This window comes from Paenibacillus germinis (assembly GCF_013141785.1).
GTDB classification, from domain to species: Bacteria; Bacillota; Bacilli; order Paenibacillales; family NBRC-103111; genus Paenibacillus_E; species Paenibacillus_E phytorum.
The window spans coordinates 51421-69738 of sequence record NZ_WHOC01000198.1; the positions used below are offsets into that span (position 1 = coordinate 51421).

An 18318-nucleotide genomic window follows, 5' to 3' on the forward strand; every position below is an offset into this window, starting at 1 on the left:
TAGAATTTTTATTTCATCTATGATACACTTACATTGGAATATATTTTCTTTTGTCGGTTACTTGTTAACCGGCTTTTTTCTGTCTAAGTACCAGACTATTCACTTCGGTAGAGGAAGTCATTTTACCAACGATAATTGCAACTAGGAAAAATACAGCCATCACTATAATTGTAAGCGTTTGATTTCCTGAGGTAGCAATCTTATAAAATTGCGCTCCGGCAACTCCACCTATAATCGGAGCGATAACCGGAATCCAAGCATACCCCCAATTGGAGCCACCCTTACCATGAATAGGCAGGATTGCGTGAGCTATTCTCGGTCCCAAATCACGTGCCGGGTTGATCGCATAACCTGTCGTTCCGCCCAATGATAAGCCGATAGCTAAGATGAAAAACCCAACGATCAATGGATTGAGCCCATCTGCGAATTTATTCGCTCCAATCGCCATGATGCCAAATACGAGAAAGAACGTACCCAAAGCTTCGCTAATAAAATTAGCACCTGTGTTCTTGATTGCAGGACCCGTCGAGAATACGCCAAGCTTTGTAGCTGGATCTTCCGTCTCTTTCCAATGCGGGAAGTAGAACACCCACACGAAAGTCGCTCCTACAATGGCTCCCAACAATTGCGCTGAAATGTATGAAGGAACATCTTTCCAAGGGAATTCCCCTACACTTGCCAAGCCAATCGTCACCGCTGGATTCAGATGCGCTCCACTAAACTTCCCAACTGCGAAAACGGCCATTGCAACCGCCATCCCCCAACCCATTGTTATAACAATCCAGCCAGGACTATTCGAATACGACTTCTTCAAGCTTGCTCCTGCACAAACGCCGCCACCAAGAATAATTAAAATCATAGTACCAATCAGTTCACCAAAAAATGGACTCATGTTGTTATCCTCCTAATATAGGGATCTTTGATCGGAGATCTCTCCGCTTTCGGGATCTTTTGACCATAGGTCAAAATTTCTCCGCTTTGGGGCTTTGATCGGAGATCAAAGTCTCTCCTTATTTAAACCACCCTTTTTTTAAAACGCTTTCATTTCCACCGCCTTCTTTTCTGGGAACAAAAAGAAAACAGCAAGTTATTCCAAATGCACGCATGGTAACGTACAATTTGAAATAAACTTGCTGTTCTCCTAAGCTCCGCAGCTAAATTAAATTATATCCTTATAATACTTTAAATAGCTGGATTGTCAACAAGAAAATCCTGTAAGCTGCTCAAGCTTACAAACCTGTCGCCCCCGCTCCAGCCAACTCCTGCTGAAGTTCGTCATGAATTTGACCATTGGTAGCAAGCACATTTCTAACGGCAAGTCGGTATGGATTCCCAGCCGTATCGCTCACTTTTCCGCCGGATTCTTGAATCAGCAACGAGCCTGCAGCAACATCCCATGCGCTGAGACCAATCTCCCAGAACCCGCTTAATCGTCCTGCTGCGACATAAGCCATATGCAGCGCTGCTGATCCACCCGAGCGAAGATTCCTTACCTTCGGCGCCAAAGCCAGCGTCCCTTTAAGATTGATCGGGAGCGCGCCGTCACGATCCGCAGGAAAGCCGGTTGCAACCAAGCTCTCGGATAGCTTGCTATCTAGCGAAACCTTCGTCTTATTGCCGTGCATATAGGCGCCTTTCCCTTTTTCAGCGACGAAAAGCTCGTCACGTGATGGGTCATAAACGACACCTACAATAATTTCCCCCTTATGTGCAAGCGCAATCGAAACGGAGTAGAACGGAAAACCGTGAACAAAGTTCGTCGTCCCATCAATCGGATCCACGATCCAGAGATACTCCTCATCGCTCATCGCTTGAAGCGCTTTGGCCGATGCCTCTGGTCCAGGCTCCACGCCTTCCTCACCAAGAATGGAGTGATCTGGGAAATGAGTCATAATCAAATTACGAATTAGCTTCTCCGAACCTTTATCCACCTCAGTGACCAAATCTTGAGAGGAGTACTTCGTATCCACGCGATTGATGTCCCCCAGCTTGCTCTTAATCCATTGCCCAGCCTTAGCTGCCGTATTAATGGCCACCGCTGTAAAGCTCTTACTGCCCACCACGAAAGGCTCCACCTTACTCTCAACCATTTATATCAACTCTTCCTTTTTCATTATTTAATTGGTAACTCCAGTATAGTAAATTATACGTTTTAAATACTAGTGCGTTTCATCCCAAAATATTCGTATAATTTTACATTTCAACTAGAATCAGCCTGTTTTTTGCGTAAAAAAACCGTATCACCTATAAGGCAATACGGAATTTCTTAGTATGCAGGATTAAATGCCAACGATATGATATCCACCGTCTACATAGATAACTTCACCCGTGATGCCGCGGGAAAGGTTACTCATCAAGAACATCGCTGTGTCGCCTACTTCGGCTGTATCCGTTGTTTTGCGAAGCGGTGCTTTCTCTTCTACTTGACGCAGGATTGAGTTGAAGTCTTTGATACCTTTGGCAGCCAGGGTACGAATTGGACCCGCAGAGATGCCGTTCACGCGAATGCCGAATTGGCCAAGGTCAGCCGCAAGGTAGCGAACGCTAGCTTCCAGCGCTGCTTTGGCAACGCCCATGACGTTGTAGTTCTTCATCGCGCGCTCAGCGCCGAGGTAGGTCATCGTCATGATGCTGCCGCCCTCTGTCATCAGCGGGTAAATCCGTTTCGATACCGCTACAAGGGAGTAAGCACTGATGTCATGCGCTAATGCGAAGCCATCACGAGATGTGTCAACGAATAGCCCGTCCAGCTCTTCGGTTTTAGCAAAAGCAATACTATGTACGAGACCGTGAAGCACACCGAACTTCTCTTTGAGCGTGGATGCAAGTGTTTCGATCTCAGCATCTACAGTTACATTGCAAGGCATCAAGGTTGAGCCTGGAATCGTGTCTGCGAGCTTGCGAACGCGTTCCTCAACACGCTCATTTTCAAACGTAAAAACAAGATTGGCTCCTTGTGCCGCTAAGGATTGAGCAATAGCCCAAGCGATGCTGCGGTCGTTGGCAACACCCATTACAAGTATATTTTTTCCGGTTAACAATTGACTCATGGTATTAAGAAGCCCCTCTCACAATGGATTGTGCGTCGTTCATTCCCACTCTCCAAAGTACCCCATTTTGTCCAACAATTCAAGAATTAAATCTGAACGGTTATAGCTGGATCGAGGCTTGATCGAGAACCGAAACTCCCTCTTGCATCTTGAGGTCTTCCATGAGACGAAATAACGCTTCATCCTTCATCTTCGCTTCAATCATGATATCGAGATTTGGCGTGGTTGGAGCTATCGCACGTAGGAATGTGAAAAGAGGTCCTACCTCCACGTAATCAGCATGACTTCTTAGATCCGTTTCATTTTTTGGACTTGAAACATGGATTTTCGGCGGGAGTACGTTTGCGGCCTGTTCCGACTGCTCACTCTCCTGTCTCGACCACGTTTGTCGGATTCGCGGCCAGAGATCTGCCGCATCCTCTCCGTTGTTATTGATCGCATGATGATGAATATCCAGCACCATAGGCGCTCCCACCTTTTCTGCAATATCGAGTGTCTCTTGTGCTGTAAAGGTTTTATCATCATTCTCAAGTGTGATCCGCCTCTGAATGTCAGGGCGCAGCGCGGAAAAATTCTGAATAAATCGCTTAGCCGCTTTCTCTTTATCGCCGTAGGAACCTCCTACATGAATATTGCACATGGCTTCCATACCCAGCCCCATCGCGTTAAACATAGCTGTATGCCGCTCTAGATCCTCCACTGATTTCTGCAGCACATCTTCCTTTGGCGTACTCAGGACGGTGAAATGATCCGGATGAAAGCTTACGCGCATGCCAGACTGCTTAGCGTAGCTGCCAAGCTCTTGGAATTCCGCAGAAAGCGTGGTAATGGGGTCCCAGTCACCTAACATTTCATGTCCTATGAGAGGGATCAGCCTAGAAGAAAAGCGAAACACCATGATGTCATGCGCACGGTTGTGCCTAAGCAATCTAAGCGTATTATGCAAATTTTCAGCGCCAAGTCGCTCTAGCTTCCGAATGGCCGCATCTCGATCCAAAAGCTTGCTGAAGTTCGTCACTGTCATCGTTTTGGAAGGGGATGCGTTCTTGACTATCGTCGACATAGCCACATACCCAAGGCGAATAATCATGCAAGGTAACCTCCAAGAAGAGTATGCAAGGATAAATGGCTTACATCGTCCAGTTGGACGAATGCATTTGTTATTTGTGATGAAAAAATTCCTTTCATAGGGTACCCTCTGGAGGAGCCGCACATACACAACTCACCTAATTAGGATGAGATGGATGCTATGATTTTGAAGCTGATAAAAGACGAAATCGCAAGTGGCAGCAAGCTTAACGCTAACATACCGTACTTGGTGCCTCGATCTTCTTTTCGCAAACATATATAGTTTCCGATAAACCAAACCAACAAGTAGACGCAAAGCACCCCCGAAGCCATATACCGATCTTGCATCGATGGAGGCGACATAAAGCCATAAAACCCAAAAATCATATAAATAAGTGCATATGGAGTTGGTATACCTAACCCAATATTGAAAAGCCAATAGGCAATAAACTTTCTGTCCGTCAATAATTTTTGTCTCATCCTTTTCACTCTCCAATCTGAATATCTACTAGGTATATTGTAGTTCTTCGAGCTAGATTGAATAAGTACTAAGTTCTTGTAGTACCGGGTACGAGGGCAATGGCAGGAAACTTACTATACATCGGCTGCAACCTCATCTTGATGTTTTTCATTGCTATGGAGGTAATTTTCCGCCTCGCGCATACTTTAGTGATGAAAACCATCACTGCGGAGCGAGAAACGGACTATTTCAGCTGCAACCTCAACTTGTAAGGATGTTTTTCATCGCTATGGAGGTACATTTCCGCTTCGCACTTATTTTAGTGATGAAAAACATCGCTACGAAGCGAGAAACGGACTATTTCGGTTACAACCTCAACTTGTAAGGATGTTTTTCATTGCTATGGAGGTATTTTTCGCCTTGAGCTTATTTTAGTGATGAAAAACATCACTAAAGAGCGAGGAACGGACTATTTAGGCTGCAACCTCATCTTGTAAGGATGTTTTTCATTGCTATGTAGAGGTACTTTTTCCCCTTGAGCTTATTTTAGTGATGTATTCAAAAAAGACACCGTCCATATCGGACGATGTCTTCTAATTTACGCTATGCGGCTATGCTTGCTCACCAAAAAACATCTCATAAGCAAGTGAGGTCTGAATTCGTGACTCTTCTTCCGTCAGACGGCGAATGAGCTCCATCTCCACTTGCGTTACTTCATCACCTTGGAAATTGATTTCCGCAATGGAAGCAACGATTCGGACAATGGCAATCGCCTGATTCTCAGGCGTGTATGCAATGACCTTCTGACCTGTTGGGAAGACGCGGAAGCCGCTTTTCACCATTTTGCCGCGGCCGTACTCTAGAAGCTCGTAAAGCTCCTGCGCGGACTTAAACTTGCAGACCGAATTGAACTCCGTTTGAAATCCCATATGCATCTACTCCACATCAAAAGAATATTGGATTTTCTGCTTCGCTGTATGCCGTTCGATAGCCAGACGAATAAGATCGTCGAGCAGCTCTGTGTATGGTTTACCGGTTTCTTTCCATAGCAGCGGGTACATACTGAATGGTGTAAAGCCCGGCATCGTATTGATTTCATTGATGTAGATCTTCTGATCGATTTTGCCTAAGAAAAAATCAACGCGCGATAAGCCGCTGCCATCCACTGCAAGGAATGCTTGAAGTGCTAGCTGTCTGATCTGTTCGGACGTTTCTTCGGGGATGTCTGCAGGTATAACCATCGCTGATTTGCCGTCCATATATTTCGCTTTGTAATCGTAAAATTCGTTCGAGGACACGATTTCACCAGCAACAGAAGCGATAGGTTCATCATTGCCCAAAACGGCTACTTCGATCTCGCGGGCATCGATATTCTCTTCAATAATGACTTTGCGATCATATTGGAAAGCGAAATTGACCGCTTCAATTAATTCTGCTTGATTTCTTGCTTTGGAAATACCGACACTGGAGCCTAGATTAGCCGGCTTCACGAAGCATGGATAACCGATAGCTGTTTCGAGCTCGATCAGATGATACGCACGGTTCTTTTCCCACTCGGTACGAGTAAAATGGCGGAAAATACACTGTGGAAGCCCTTCTTGTGCGAAAACCTTCTTCATCATGACTTTATCCATCCCGACGGCTGATGCAAGCACGCCTGCACCTACGTATGGAATGTTCGCCATTTCAAGTAATCCTTGAATGGTCCCATCTTCGCCGAAAGTGCCGTGTAAAAGAGGGAAAACAACGTCTAAGCCAGTGTCCTTCATGCCAGCTGTATTCGTTGCAGCAATAGCCACATCGCCTTTTGTCTGAATGGCCCCGAATATGGGTGCCAAAGCATTGGAAGCAGGTGCGGCAGCAGCGGTTTCTCCACTGCTAAAAGTCAATACTTCCTTGGATTCAGCCGGACCTAATAGGGGTGCACCGCTTCTCCATTCGCCTTTTTTGGATATATAAAACGGTGTGATCTCATATTTATTGAAGTCCACAGCTTTCATAACCGCCAATGCTGTTTGCAGGGACACGTCATGCTCTCCGGATTTCCCCCCATAAATTAGTCCAATTCGTATTTTGCGGCTCATTACGTACCTCCGTTTAGTATTTGCATTTTCTTTTCCTATTACATATAATCAGCAACCCGAACGAAAACGTACTTCGTCCTTTCTGTCCAAGCAGGTGAATCCTTATAAGCCCAATAGCGATTACGGCTATTATATGTATGCGCATTGACCAGCGGCATCCCGTTGGCATCTTTGCCTATCACAATCGTATTGTGCTGATAGCGGCCATCGCCATCCCAATCGTAGCTAATTGTATCTCCCATTTGAAGCTCGCTAGGATCATCTACCGCATGACCTTGCAATCCTCTGCGGCTATGTGAGAGGAATGTTTGTAGGCTATTGGCAACAGCCCAACTGAAGCTCCAAAGCTCTTGATTGCCTCTTTTGCCAGCATACCACCAGCCCAAATCCCTTTTCCCAGTATAGTCCATTGGAGCCCCGCCTGCAAAGAGGCATTGCGATACAAAATTCGTACAGTCGACTTCAAATTCCTCGTATTTCGGATTCGGGGTTTGCCACCAAGTTTCTGCATAATGGGCCGCTTTGGCGCGATTATAAATGATTTTGCGAGGAGCTGATTCCTGAGCACCGCTGTTGAGTATACTATGATTGATATAAGGAAGTGAGGGCGCTCTGCGAATTCCATCCACAAAACCTTCATGGTCAGGCAAAAAGACGCCTCGCTGCTTGCTCGGAAGCGACTTTTCTCCATGGAGAGGTTCTGTGTACCGGACCTGCCAGCGGTTCTCCGCGCTATCTATGAACACACGTTCAGGTTCAATGCGTTCCTCAAGATGTTCGATGGATCCAATCCGATAATTTAGAAATCGATGTAATTGGATATCCGCGATAATCACTTGGGGTGATTCTTTGACACCAGTAAGACGCAGCTTTGTTTCTCCGCGCAGCAATTTAGCATCACGGTCGCGGTAACTGTTCAAGAGCCTACGTACCTTGACATCCTGTTTCCGTACATAAGCGCTGTCTGAGACATAAGCTTCCAACGGTGCAGCAGAGCCTTCGATCTCTGCCTGGTTCTTAGCGTGAACGTAGTTATAGAGCGCTGTTTTCCAGGACATCTTGGTATCCTCCTTAGGACGAGCCCGAATTGCTTTGAATTGATTCAATATATGACATTTTGACGGTAAAAATGATTGAAATTAATCTTTACTCATACACACCAAAACGCTATACTTAATGTAGAGGGATTAATGAAATTGAGTTTCACTAGATGAAACCAATGGATGAACATATTTTGAGGAGGAATTACCCATGTCCAATAAGGACTCTTTTTCTGTGCGTAAGCAGTTAACTGTGGGAACGAAATCGTTCCAGTATTACAGTCTTCCTGACTTTGAAAATCAAGGCCACGGAACCGTTAGCAATCTGCCTGTCTCCATTCGCGTTTTGCTCGAAGCCGCTATTCGTCAATTCGACGGTCGTGCTATTACAAGTGAACACGTTAAACAAATCGCTGGTTGGGCTGAAGGCCGCGATGAAAACAAAGAAATTCCTTTCATTCCTGCTCGTATCGTTCTTCAGGATTTCACAGGCGTACCCGTCGTTGTTGACCTTGCGGCAATGCGTGCGACGATGGCTCGTGAAGGCGGAGATCCAAAACGGATCAACCCACTCGTTCCTGTAGACCTTGTTATTGACCACTCTGTTATGGTCGATGCTTTCGGATCCCCGGATGCACTTGACTACAACATTAACCTAGAGTTCGAAAGAAACGAAGAGCGTTACCGTTTCCTACGTTGGGCACAAACAGCGTTCGATAACTTCCGTGCTGTTCCACCTTCAACAGGTATCGTTCACCAAGTTAACTTGGAGTACCTAGCTTCCGTAGCAGCTACGAAAACGATCGATGGCGAAACTGTTGTTTACCCTGATTCCCTCGTAGGTACAGATTCCCACACTACAATGATCAACGGACTTGGTGTTGTAGGTTGGGGCGTAGGCGGTATTGAAGCTGAGGCTGGTATGCTTGGACAACCGCTTTACTTCGTAGCTCCAGACGTTGTTGGTTTCAAATTGACAGGCCACCTGGCAGAAGGCGCTACAGCAACTGACTTGGCTCTGACTGTTACACAAATTTTACGTAAAAAAGGCGTTGTTGGTAAATTCGTTGAGTTCTTCGGTCCTGGTCTGAGCAACATTTCCTTGGCTGACCGTGCAACGGTAGCGAACATGGCTCCTGAGTACGGCGCAACAATCGGTTTCTTCCCAGTCGACAACGAAACGTTGAACTACCTGAGAAGTACAGGTCGTGACGCAGATCAAATCGCACTCGTAGAAGCTTACTACAAAGCTCAAGGTATGTTCCGTACAGACAGCACACCAGATCCTCAGTTCACAGATGTAATTGAACTTGATCTTGGCTCTGTAGTACCAAGCTTAGCTGGTCCTAAACGTCCACAAGACCGTGTCGAGCTTACGAACATGAAGGAGTCTTTCAACTCCATCATCCGTACACCTATCGACAAAGGCGGCTATGGTCTTACTGATGAGAAAATCGAAGAAGTCGTTGATGTTGTTTATCCAAACGGCGAAACTGTCAAAATGGGTACAGGCGCAGTTGTCATCGCGGCAATCACTTCTTGTACCAACACATCCAACCCAAGCGTTATGCTAGGTGCCGGACTTGTAGCGAAAAAAGCGGTAGCTCGCGGTTTGAGAAAACCAGCATTCGTTAAGAGCTCATTGACACCAGGTTCCCTGGTTGTTACCGAGTACTTGATTAAAGCAGGCTTGCTTGAGCCTCTAGAAGCACTAGGCTTCCACGTTGCAGGTTACGGCTGTGCAACTTGTATCGGTAACTCCGGCCCGCTTCCAGAAGAAGTAAGCAAAGCAATCATCGACAACGATATGACTGTGGCTGCCGTTATTTCCGGTAACCGTAACTTCGAAGGCCGCGTACATGCTCAAGTAAAAGCAAACTACCTAGGATCACCTCCGCTTGTTGTTGCCTATGCGCTTGCAGGAACAGTGAACATTGATTTGGCTAACGATCCAATCGGCTACGACCAAAGCAATCAACCTGTCTACCTCAAAGACATTTGGCCTACAAACCAAGAGATTCAAGAAGCTCTTGGCATTGCAATGAGTGCTGACATGTTCCGTGATAAATACAGCAACGTATTCCGTGCGAATGAGCGCTTCAACCAAATCGCAATTCCGGAAGGCGATCTATACGAGTTCGACAACAATTCCACTTACATTCAAGAGCCTCCGTTCTTCACAGATCTGGGCACGGTTTTGGATGATATCGCAGATATTCGCAATGCAAAAACGTTGGCACTCTTGGAAGATTCCGTTACAACAGACCATATCTCCCCTGCTGGTAACATCAAGGTTGACAGCCCTGGAGGCCAATACCTGATTAACCATGGTGTGAAAAAAGAAGACTTCAACTCCTACGGTTCCCGTCGTGGTAACCACGAAGTGATGATGCGCGGAACGTTCGCGAACATCCGTATTCGTAACCAAGTGGCACCAGGAACAGAAGGCGGCGTAACAACTTACCTGCCAACTGGCGAAGTTGAATCCATCTACGATGCTTCCATGAAGTATCAAGCTGAAGGCCAAAACCTCGTAGTTATCGCGGGTAAAGAGTACGGAACTGGAAGCTCCCGTGACTGGGCGGCAAAAGGTACATTCCTACTTGGCGTCAAAGCCGTTATCGCGGAAAGCTTCGAGCGTATTCACCGCAGTAACCTTGTTGGTATGGGCGTTCTTCCACTTCAATTCCTTGAAGGGAATGGTTGGAAAACACTAGGTATCACAGGTCGTGAAACATTCGATATCACTGGTTTGAGCAACGATGTACAACCAGGTTCTACTGTAAAAGTAACAGCTACTCGTGAAGATGGCACAAGCTTCGAATTCACCGCACTTGTGCGTTTGGATAGCTTGGTGGACGTAGACTATTACCGCAATGGTGGTATTCTGCAAACCGTTCTTCGTTCAATCCTTGCCGAGAAAAACTAATACAGCAAAACACACAAAAAAACGCATTACACACAGCAAAAGTCCGGGATTGCCTTATTGGCGATCTCGGGCTTTTATTTTTTATAAAAAGACCAAATCAACAATTTTCGAGCCATATTTACAAACTAAATTCCCTTAGAGCGCCAAGCGTTTGGGGTACATTTCCAATAACTGCGGGTTGAGCCTCCCCTCCTCGGCACCTATACTGATAGAACGAAAGGGGAGATGAAGATGAAGTTGATAAAAAAACTCGTCCTTGTCGTGCTGTTAGCTTCAATGGGTCTAGGTTTTACTGTAAGTGAATGGAGCCTGCCGGCTTCTGCAGCAACGACATTGAAGCAAGGCAGTCAAAACGGTGATGTCTGGGACGCTCAGTTCCGACTCGAGACTTTAGGCTACTACCAGCAATCTGTGGATGGTAAATATGGTCCGATTACGGCCGCTGCTGTTCGCAATTTTCAATATAATTATGGTCTAACCGTTGACGGCATGATTGGAGCGAAAACATGGGAGGCTTTACGTAACTATTCAGTGAATCAAGCTGAATTAGATATGTTGGCGAAGGTGATTTACAGCGAGGCTCGCGGTGAATCCTATGAGGGACAAGTTGCCGTAGGGGCCGTTGTCATGAATCGTCTACAATCGAGTAAGTTCCCGAGTTCCATCCAAGGCATTATATTTGAACCTGGGGCTTTTACAGCCGTTAGTGACGGCCAATATTGGCTGAAGCCGGATTCGACAGCCTACATGGCAGCACAGGATGCTGTCCGGGGCTTAGACCCTACCAAGGGTGCCTTGTATTATTTTAACCCTGAAACAGCAACTAGCAAATGGATCTGGTCACGTCCGCAGACTGTGCGGATTGGGCATCATATTTTTGCTAGGTAATCAAAGAAAAAGATGTAAGAAAAACAAATACCTCTACCGAAAGCCGCTCCATAATGAGCGACCTCGCGTAGAGGTATTTTTACATAGATATGGGAATTGGTGGCTCAAGAGGTTAGATCAAGAGTTAAGATCAGTTTTCGCCCGATTTAGTAGACTCCTCATACCAAGGATTCAAATGCACCAGCACCTCATCCACATCACTATGCGCTTCTTTGATCTTTTGCTTAATACGACGGCTAATGTCATGGCCTTCTTGGATGGTTAATTTCCCCGAAACAGCAAGTCTGGCGTCAACTAATATGTAATGACCGTGCTCGCGTGCGCGCAGGCGGTCGATCCGTTTGACCTCTGGTACAGATCGGATCAATGCCGCGTATTGTTCAATGTATGTCGTACTTACACTGCGCTCCATGAGAATGTCGAAAGATTCGCTGCCCATTTCGTACGCCAATTTCAACACTAAAAAAGAAACGATGATACCAGCCACGGGGTCGCCATAAGCCAATATATCATAGTTGTAGTGATCCCCGATTAAGGCCAAACCTATGCCAACCGAAGCCGCAATCGAAGCATATACATCAGCCAAATGGTCATACGCAGTGGCTATTAATCCTTTACTATTGACCCTATTGCCGATACGTTTCGTGTAGACATAAAGAATTTGCTTCCAAACTAGCGAGATGATCGCCGCGATAAATGCAATAATATGCGCCTCTCCCGCTGGCTCAAATAGCGCATGAATAGAGTGGTAGCCCATGTAAATGGCTGCTCCACCTAAGATGATAGCGACAATGAAGGCTCCGAGCACTTCGGCTTTGCCATGCCCGTAAGGATGATCAACATCCGCTGGTTTGGAGGAAACGCGCATCGAGCTATAAGCCGTTGCGGTCGCAATGACATCTCCCGCGTTATGGATGCCGTCGGCGATAAGCACTTGGCTTTTGAAATTGAGGCCGACGATGATTTTGATGGCGGTCAGCACGATATTACTGGCAAGACTGATCCAGATCGCCAGCATCGAGGCTGTCTTATTCATTACTTGCCACTCCCTTTCCCTCTTCTAGTATGACCTCCTAGAAGCAAAGCATCCGTCATCCTGACCACGGATGACGGGTAGGGCCGCGGCTTCGCGCCAGCACGAAGCCGCAAAAAAAGGACGATGCGTCAGCGCAGCATCGTTCCCATACGCCGCGCCGCCTCAACAATGAGCGGCGCCTGCTCTTGCATCAGCTCCAGCGTGAGCCGGTTCGCTGGACCCGAGACCGCGAGGGCGGCGACAAGCCGGCCGCCGCGGTCCAGAACCGGTGCGGCCACAGCCGCCGCACCGGGTTCGCGCTCTTCGACGCTCGTGGCGAAGCCTGCGCGTCGGGTGTCGCTGAGCTGCTGCAGGAACGCAGTCTTATCTAGCCCAGTCGGCCAATCGGCCGAGGCTAGAAGCTGCTCCTGCAGCGCTGGCTCAGCGAAGGCGACGAGCACCTTGCTCGAGGCGCCGACGTATAGGGGCATTCGCGCCCCGACAGGGGCAACGCGGCGAATGGCGTGGTTGCTCTGTACGGCTTGGACGCGTACGCGCACCAGGCCGTCCTGCACGTACAGCGAGATCGTCTCGCCGAGTTGATCGCGCAGCCGTTCCATTTCCGGCAGCAGAATGACGCCGGGGTCTCCCTCTTTGGAGAGGTTAGCGGACAACTCCCATAACCGATAACCGAGTCTGTATTTATCTGTCGAGCCATCACGCATGATGAAGCCTTTGCCTTCTAGGGATGCCAGAAGGCGGTGCACCGTGCTTTTGTGAAGCCCAGCACGACTTGCTATTTCGGTCAGCGTCAATTCCGACGCCCCCGTAAAACAAAGCATAATATCTAAAGCGCGCTCTACAGCACGCACCGTCAGCTTGCCATCTTCCATCGTTTTTCACCACTTTCATCCGTGTGAAAAAGTTTCACTATATGAAACTCAGTTATATTCAGTATAACGAAACTCGCGTAAACCGTAAAGGAGAGACTTTGGTCATCAAAGATGCCTATAAAGGAGAGAATTTTTGTCTTGACCAAAGATCCCTATATATGGTCAAACGGCCGTTTTCTCATTGTTACAGGACGATTACAAAGGGCTTACAATTAGCGCAACCTCATTGACTTGTAAGCGCATTCAGAATACTATTAAGTTAATAGAACACTTATCTGAATATTTAAATAATTTATTCTCCCTTTAACCTCTAACCCGCAGCAGCATAATCACACTAATTTTAATGGAGGGAGGGTACTACGATGTCAACAACATCTCTATCCCCTGGAACTGGTTCACTACAACCCACACTGGAGCAAGTGGTCACCCGACCGCTTTTACGCAAAAAAAGGCTGGTTTTCACCATCCTCACTTCATTCCTAATCCTATGCACTTCTTTACTTCTTGGTTTTCACGCCTATATTGCATGGACGCTAGCTCGGCCACATATTGACCCGCTTCATTCGGATCCGATGAGAGCCGTTGGTCTTCCTTACAGCAGTGTGACCTTCCCAAGTCTGAATGGCACGTCAAACCTAGACGGTTGGTTCATACCTGGCAAATCCGACAAAACCGTCATCTTCTCCCATGGTTACGGCGGCAATCGCGAAGAACTTTGGGTTCCCATTTACAACTTAGCCCGCGAACTTCATTTGCAAAACTACAATGTACTTATGTTCGACTATGGTTATGTGCACCCTAACAGCAAACGAATTATGACCGGCGGCATTCAAGAATCGCAAGAGCTGCTTGGCGCCATCCATTATATCAAGCAGGTATCCAGCGGTCCTATCTATATTTGGGGCTTCTCTATGGGAGCAGGAACAGCACTACAGACTGCTCTTCTAAGTGGCAATGATATTTCGGGGATGATTCTGGACAGCACTTTTTTGCTCAATCCAGACACACTCTATCATAATATGAAGCAAGTCGTTAATGTGCCAAAATTTCCATCTCTACCGCTCGTACGCTTATTCTTCCCTTTGCTCAATGGCGTAAGCTTGCAAGAAGTCCCTTACAACAAAGTAACTTCAACAGCTTATCCGATGCCGATTTTCTTCATCCATGGAACGGAAGATTACAAAGCACCCTATGGCATGGTAGAGGATATGTTCAAGCAGCAAAAAGACTCCGAATCCAAGCTTTGGATTATCCCAAAAGCGCAGCATGAGCTGCTGTACCGAGCAGAGCCGAAAACGTATATGCGCCGAACGATGAATTTCCTTAACGGTATCACGACTACTCCTATGCAAGCTAACCTTGGTATTCCCTCCTCCCTATAAAATCGGCCCCTCGAGGGCCGATATTTTTTTGCCTATACAAGCTTTTTTCTGCCATCCTTGCTCCAAGAAGTCCTTTTCGGACTTCTCAGCAACACTTTGCTACTTTTCCAGCGATGGGAAGTCCCTTTCGGTGCTCTCAACATTCATCTGTGGTTAACCAGTCACTTTTAAGGTAATATGCTGGTCCAATCAGCCACTTGGGGTCTGAATCTTAACCCCCAACTAATCCATCTCATAAATCGAGCCGGATTTGCTGGCGAACAATTCGGCGTAGACTTTCTCCGCGTAGGCGTCAGTCATACCGGAAATGTAATCCGCGACGAAACGCGGCCAGCTCCAGGTGGCATTACGGCGTTCGTAGCTATCTATCCAGTCGGGAGGCATGATCCACTGCCCCTTCTCCTTGTCGATGAAGCTGTCCCACAGACGCTCGACGATGATCTCGCTGCGTTTTTGCAGGCGCAGCACACGGAAGTCTTTGATCAGCGTGACCCACGCAAGCTTCTTAAGAATTTCCATCGTGCGCAAAAGATTCATATCCTCGGCTCCGTCTTTCACGAGCGCAACCTTTTTCCAGCTTCGGTCAGGGTCATCTATAATGTCCAGACTGCTCGCGAAAGAGCTCACCCAGCGTGCTTTCATCTCTCTGCGCGTACGCGATTCTTCCCCGTTGCACTCTGAGAAAATTTGCTCCCATTGCTCCAGATAGTCCGACAGAACTTGCCTGACCATTTGCTCAATATTAACTTGCTCCCAGCCGAATTTATGCTTGTTGGGATCATTTAATATTTCCATGACCACATGACGCATCAGTCTTTGATCCTCAAAAAAGGTTGCATTCATTTGAATTTTGCCAGCACGAATACCATCTTCAATATCATGGGTGGAGTACGCGATATCGTCACATAAATCCATCAGTTGAGCTTCCAAGGTCGAACAACCCTCCGGCATGTTCCATTGCGAGCGCAGATCACGAATGATTTCCCACTCTGAGGCATAGACACCCTTAAGTCGGCCTTCTTCCTCGATCAAAAATGGATACTTATTAATTCCAAGAAGCACCGCAGCTGTAAGATCCAGGCCGCTTTCACTGCCTGCTCTTTTTTCGAGAAACATCAGGATACGGAAATTTTGGGCGTTGCCTTCATATTTTAAGCCATGATCCCTCATCAGAATATGATTCAGAACCTCTTCCCCTTTATGACCGAATGGCGGGTGACCGAAGTCGTGAGCAATCGACGCACACTCGACGACGGTAGGATCAATGATCAAGCCAGGATGCTCTCTTTTACTCAAAAAAGGATTCGTCCGTTCTAACCGCTTCGCTACTTCTCTGGCGATTTGGGCAACTTCGAGCGAATGGGTTAGACGTGTTCGATAGTAATCACCTGATCCTGCGCCAAACACCTGCGACTTACCCTGCAGCCGACGAAAGGTCGGAGATTGAATTAACCTCGCATAATCCCGCTCAAATTCATCCCGTTCTTCACTCAATTTAGAGGAACCGGCCTCACCTGGCCGATATTTTCGTATGTTGTTCATAAGTTTGCCTCCTCTAGTGCTGTTGCCGGACGCCCGGTATAGTTCTGAGTCTCTTTGTTCAATTAGCCACTCCGTAAACCTCTTCTTGTTTCCTATCAGTTTATGCTACAGCATGTACGATAGTCCCTGGGGATCTTGTATTAAGTTGGATAAATCTCTCTCGAGGTCCGAAAATCTCAAACTTTCTTATGTGGTAAAATAATACTATATCGACTACCTCGCAACAAGTCATGCCGCGCTTCCTGAACAAAAAAAGGGATGATGCACAAGACTATTGTCTCCATGCACATCCCTCGTAAGCACTACTTATTTTAACAAAGACAGAAATTCGGCACGAAGAGTCGAGTCTGAGCGGAAAGAACCGCGAACAGCTGAGGTAATCGTTTGACTTCCGTATTTCTTCACGCCTCTGGAGCACATGCACATGTGTTCTCCCTCAACGACTACCATGACGCCATGCGGCTTCAGCACATCATCTAGAATGTCGGCGATTTCAGAAGTAATCCGCTCCTGCACCTGCAGCTTACGAGTGACCACATCAACGAGACGAGCAAATTTGCTAAGTCCAGCCACTTTTCCGCTAGGTAAGTAACCTACATGCACTTTCCCGAAAAAAGGCGCCATATGGTGTTCGCATTGACTGTAATAAATAATATCCTTAATAATTACCAGCTCTTCGTGCTGTTCATCAAAAGTTACACCCATCACATCGCGTGGATTCGCTTCATAGCCCGAAAAAATTTCTTCATACATACGGGTTACGCGAGCAGGTGTGTCTAATAAGCCTTCCCGATCTACATCTTCGCCAATCAGCCGTAAAATCTCTCGGACATGCTGTTCAATCAGCTCCCGATTCTCAGCAACTCTTGTATTTTTGTAGTCAATGGACGCCATATTTCTATCACTCCTCTTTCTTATCCTCTACCCCATACAAACGGTCAAAACCTTGATACTGTCGCGCAGCGCTCTGCTGTCTTTGTGCGTTTTGGTGAGCAGCATCCCACCCTGCAGAAGGGATACTATCGGGGTCGCCAGCTCTACTGGGGTTAACCCCTGCAGCAGCAGCTCGCCTCGTCTCTTACCTTCCTGCAAACAGGATTCTACCTCAGCCTCCAACTCACTGAAAAAGCGGCTCAACGGCTTACGCAGCTCCTCAGAGCTATCACTCAGCTCTAAGGCCAGATTACCGAAGAAGCAGCCTCTGCGGCATTCATACTCCTCACAAAAGGCCAGCATGCGTTCAAACAATGCCAGTACCCGCTGCTTCGGCGATAATTGCGCATTACCCAAACTAGGCTCCATCACAGATTGCCGCATCTCCTGCACCTTGCGCTCAATAACTTTCAAACCTAGTTCTTCTTTACTTTTAAAATGGTAGTAAAAATTGCTTTTGCATACCCCGCTGCTCGTCAAAATATCTTCCAGACCCGTTCCTTGGAAACCATGATCATGAAATAAATCCATGGCTGCTTCCATGATGCGGTCTTTGTTGCTAGCCATCGCTTGAGCCACCTCTGAATAGTACTGGTATGTCCTACTTTGAGCTACACTCACATTAGGAGAGACTTTGAGCTGCACTCAAAGATCCCTATATTAGGAAGGGCTCGTGCTGCCCACCGTTCGTACGGTTAAACAGCAAAGCCCTTTTGAAGGGTTGTTCTAACCCTACGTCTTATTTCCACTTTTGGTTTTTCATCATTTGCTGTGCTTTGTTCAGCTGCTGCTTGTTCATGTTGTAGCCCATTTGCTTGGCCATTTTTTGCAGCATTTCTGGATTGTTCTGCATGGATTCCAGCTGTCTTTTTAAATAGAATACGCCGATGAAGAACCCACCGACCAAGCCAACAATTAACGTGAGAATGGGAATCAGATAACTCCACATAATTATGCCCCCTGCATGTACAAATTGGTATCGATTGCTTGCCTTATCATATCATTTCTGTTCATCTTTTTACAAATGACTACCC

At 46.9% G+C, this 18318-nt stretch carries 17 protein-coding genes; 3 read left to right on the forward strand and 14 right to left on the reverse strand.

Annotated features, from left to right (window positions below):
- Window positions 1–64: 64 nt before the first annotated feature.
- The 8 genes from GC102_RS38070 to GC102_RS38105 all read right to left on the reverse strand — a co-directional run bounded on the left by GC102_RS38070 (window position 65) and on the right by GC102_RS38105 (window position 7720).
- A complete protein-coding gene (locus GC102_RS38070) occupies window positions 65–892 on the reverse strand; it encodes an MIP/aquaporin family protein (protein ID WP_171694136.1) in 828 nt (275 codons plus the stop codon).
- A 337-nt stretch (window positions 893–1229) separates the two neighbouring features.
- On the reverse strand, window positions 1230–2090 hold the full coding sequence (locus tag GC102_RS38075; protein ID WP_171694137.1) for an inositol monophosphatase family protein: 861 nt from the start codon (window positions 2088–2090) through the stop codon (window positions 1230–1232).
- Between the two features lie 189 nt (window positions 2091–2279).
- A complete protein-coding gene (fabI, locus tag GC102_RS38080; RefSeq protein WP_171694138.1) occupies window positions 2280–3050 on the reverse strand; it encodes an enoyl-ACP reductase FabI in 771 nt (256 codons plus the stop codon).
- Window positions 3051–3150: 100 nt separating this feature from the next.
- Window positions 3151–4140: a UV DNA damage repair endonuclease UvsE gene (uvsE, locus tag GC102_RS38085; protein WP_171694139.1), complete on the reverse strand. Its 990-nt coding sequence runs from the start codon at window positions 4138–4140 to the stop codon at window positions 3151–3153.
- A gap of 140 nt (window positions 4141–4280) precedes the next feature.
- Window positions 4281–4598, reverse strand: coding sequence for a hypothetical protein (locus tag GC102_RS38090; protein ID WP_171694140.1), 318 nt, complete (start codon window positions 4596–4598; stop codon window positions 4281–4283).
- A gap of 591 nt (window positions 4599–5189) precedes the next feature.
- A complete protein-coding gene (locus GC102_RS38095) occupies window positions 5190–5507 on the reverse strand; it encodes a hypothetical protein (protein WP_057303481.1) in 318 nt (105 codons plus the stop codon).
- 6 nt (window positions 5508–5513) lie between these two features.
- Entirely contained in the window at window positions 5514–6662 is a 1149-nt protein-coding gene (locus GC102_RS38100; protein ID WP_171694141.1) for a D-alanine--D-alanine ligase, read from the reverse strand.
- 38 nt (window positions 6663–6700) lie between these two features.
- Complete coding sequence (locus tag GC102_RS38105; protein WP_171694142.1) at window positions 6701–7720, reverse strand: amidase domain-containing protein; 1020 nt, start codon at window positions 7718–7720, stop codon at window positions 6701–6703.
- A 193-nt stretch (window positions 7721–7913) separates the two neighbouring features.
- On the opposite strand from GC102_RS38105, the gene acnA reads away from it, so the two are divergent.
- Window positions 7914–10631, forward strand: a complete 2718-nt coding sequence (acnA, locus tag GC102_RS38110; RefSeq protein ID WP_171641254.1) for an aconitate hydratase AcnA — start codon at window positions 7914–7916, stop codon at window positions 10629–10631.
- A gap of 231 nt (window positions 10632–10862) precedes the next feature.
- Complete coding sequence (sleB, locus tag GC102_RS38115) at window positions 10863–11519, forward strand: spore cortex-lytic enzyme (RefSeq protein WP_171694143.1); 657 nt, start codon at window positions 10863–10865, stop codon at window positions 11517–11519.
- Between the two features lie 130 nt (window positions 11520–11649).
- Here the strand turns inward: sleB and GC102_RS38120 are convergent, their stop codons facing one another.
- Window positions 11650–12555: a cation diffusion facilitator family transporter gene (locus GC102_RS38120; RefSeq protein WP_171694144.1), complete on the reverse strand. Its 906-nt coding sequence runs from the start codon at window positions 12553–12555 to the stop codon at window positions 11650–11652.
- Window positions 12556–12683: 128 nt separating this feature from the next.
- Complete coding sequence (locus GC102_RS38125) at window positions 12684–13427, reverse strand: IclR family transcriptional regulator (protein WP_171694145.1); 744 nt, start codon at window positions 13425–13427, stop codon at window positions 12684–12686.
- Between the two features lie 362 nt (window positions 13428–13789).
- Between GC102_RS38125 and GC102_RS38130 the strand changes: the two genes are divergently transcribed.
- Window positions 13790–14809: an alpha/beta hydrolase gene (locus GC102_RS38130; protein ID WP_171694146.1), complete on the forward strand. Its 1020-nt coding sequence runs from the start codon at window positions 13790–13792 to the stop codon at window positions 14807–14809.
- A gap of 222 nt (window positions 14810–15031) precedes the next feature.
- Here GC102_RS38130 and GC102_RS38135 read toward each other — a convergent pair whose 3' ends face one another.
- The 4 genes from GC102_RS38135 to GC102_RS38150 all read right to left on the reverse strand — a co-directional run bounded on the left by GC102_RS38135 (window position 15032) and on the right by GC102_RS38150 (window position 18233).
- Complete coding sequence (locus GC102_RS38135) at window positions 15032–16351, reverse strand: deoxyguanosinetriphosphate triphosphohydrolase family protein (RefSeq protein ID WP_171694147.1); 1320 nt, start codon at window positions 16349–16351, stop codon at window positions 15032–15034.
- A gap of 306 nt (window positions 16352–16657) precedes the next feature.
- Entirely contained in the window at window positions 16658–17245 is a 588-nt protein-coding gene (gene folE, locus GC102_RS38140) for a GTP cyclohydrolase I FolE (RefSeq protein ID WP_171694148.1), read from the reverse strand.
- A 27-nt stretch (window positions 17246–17272) separates the two neighbouring features.
- Window positions 17273–17851: a TetR/AcrR family transcriptional regulator gene (locus GC102_RS38145; RefSeq protein WP_171694149.1), complete on the reverse strand. Its 579-nt coding sequence runs from the start codon at window positions 17849–17851 to the stop codon at window positions 17273–17275.
- Window positions 17852–18023: 172 nt separating this feature from the next.
- On the reverse strand, window positions 18024–18233 hold the full coding sequence (locus tag GC102_RS38150; RefSeq protein ID WP_036632513.1) for a YneF family protein: 210 nt from the start codon (window positions 18231–18233) through the stop codon (window positions 18024–18026).
- Between the last annotated feature and the right edge of the window lie 85 nt (window positions 18234–18318).

What these genes read in the sequence shown, in the direction of transcription:
- GC102_RS38120 (WP_171694144.1), bottom strand. Translation starts at nt 12,555, where the DNA reads ATGAATAAGACAGCCTCGATGCTGGCGATCTGGATCAGTCTTGCCAGT.
- GC102_RS38150 (WP_036632513.1), bottom strand. Translation starts at nt 18,233, where the DNA reads ATGTGGAGTTATCTGATTCCCATTCTCACGTTAATTGTTGGCTTGGTC.
- GC102_RS38125 (WP_171694145.1), bottom strand. Translation starts at nt 13,427, where the DNA reads ATGGAAGATGGCAAGCTGACGGTGCGTGCTGTAGAGCGCGCTTTAGAT.
- GC102_RS38100 (WP_171694141.1), bottom strand. Translation starts at nt 6,662, where the DNA reads ATGAGCCGCAAAATACGAATTGGACTAATTTATGGGGGGAAATCCGGA.
- acnA (WP_171641254.1), top strand. Translation starts at nt 7,914, where the DNA reads ATGTCCAATAAGGACTCTTTTTCTGTGCGTAAGCAGTTAACTGTGGGA.
- GC102_RS38095 (WP_057303481.1), bottom strand. Translation starts at nt 5,507, where the DNA reads ATGGGATTTCAAACGGAGTTCAATTCGGTCTGCAAGTTTAAGTCCGCG.
- fabI (WP_171694138.1), bottom strand. Translation starts at nt 3,050, where the DNA reads ATGAGTCAATTGTTAACCGGAAAAAATATACTTGTAATGGGTGTTGCC.
- GC102_RS38070 (WP_171694136.1), bottom strand. Translation starts at nt 892, where the DNA reads ATGAGTCCATTTTTTGGTGAACTGATTGGTACTATGATTTTAATTATT.
- GC102_RS38135 (WP_171694147.1), bottom strand. Translation starts at nt 16,351, where the DNA reads ATGAACAACATACGAAAATATCGGCCAGGTGAGGCCGGTTCCTCTAAA.
- uvsE (WP_171694139.1), bottom strand. Translation starts at nt 4,140, where the DNA reads ATGATTATTCGCCTTGGGTATGTGGCTATGTCGACGATAGTCAAGAAC.
- sleB (WP_171694143.1), top strand. Translation starts at nt 10,863, where the DNA reads ATGAAGTTGATAAAAAAACTCGTCCTTGTCGTGCTGTTAGCTTCAATG.
- GC102_RS38090 (WP_171694140.1), bottom strand. Translation starts at nt 4,598, where the DNA reads ATGAGACAAAAATTATTGACGGACAGAAAGTTTATTGCCTATTGGCTT.
- GC102_RS38145 (WP_171694149.1), bottom strand. Translation starts at nt 17,851, where the DNA reads ATGGCTAGCAACAAAGACCGCATCATGGAAGCAGCCATGGATTTATTT.
- GC102_RS38130 (WP_171694146.1), top strand. Translation starts at nt 13,790, where the DNA reads ATGTCAACAACATCTCTATCCCCTGGAACTGGTTCACTACAACCCACA.
- GC102_RS38105 (WP_171694142.1), bottom strand. Translation starts at nt 7,720, where the DNA reads ATGTCCTGGAAAACAGCGCTCTATAACTACGTTCACGCTAAGAACCAG.
- folE (WP_171694148.1), bottom strand. Translation starts at nt 17,245, where the DNA reads ATGGCGTCCATTGACTACAAAAATACAAGAGTTGCTGAGAATCGGGAG.
- GC102_RS38075 (WP_171694137.1), bottom strand. Translation starts at nt 2,090, where the DNA reads ATGGTTGAGAGTAAGGTGGAGCCTTTCGTGGTGGGCAGTAAGAGCTTT.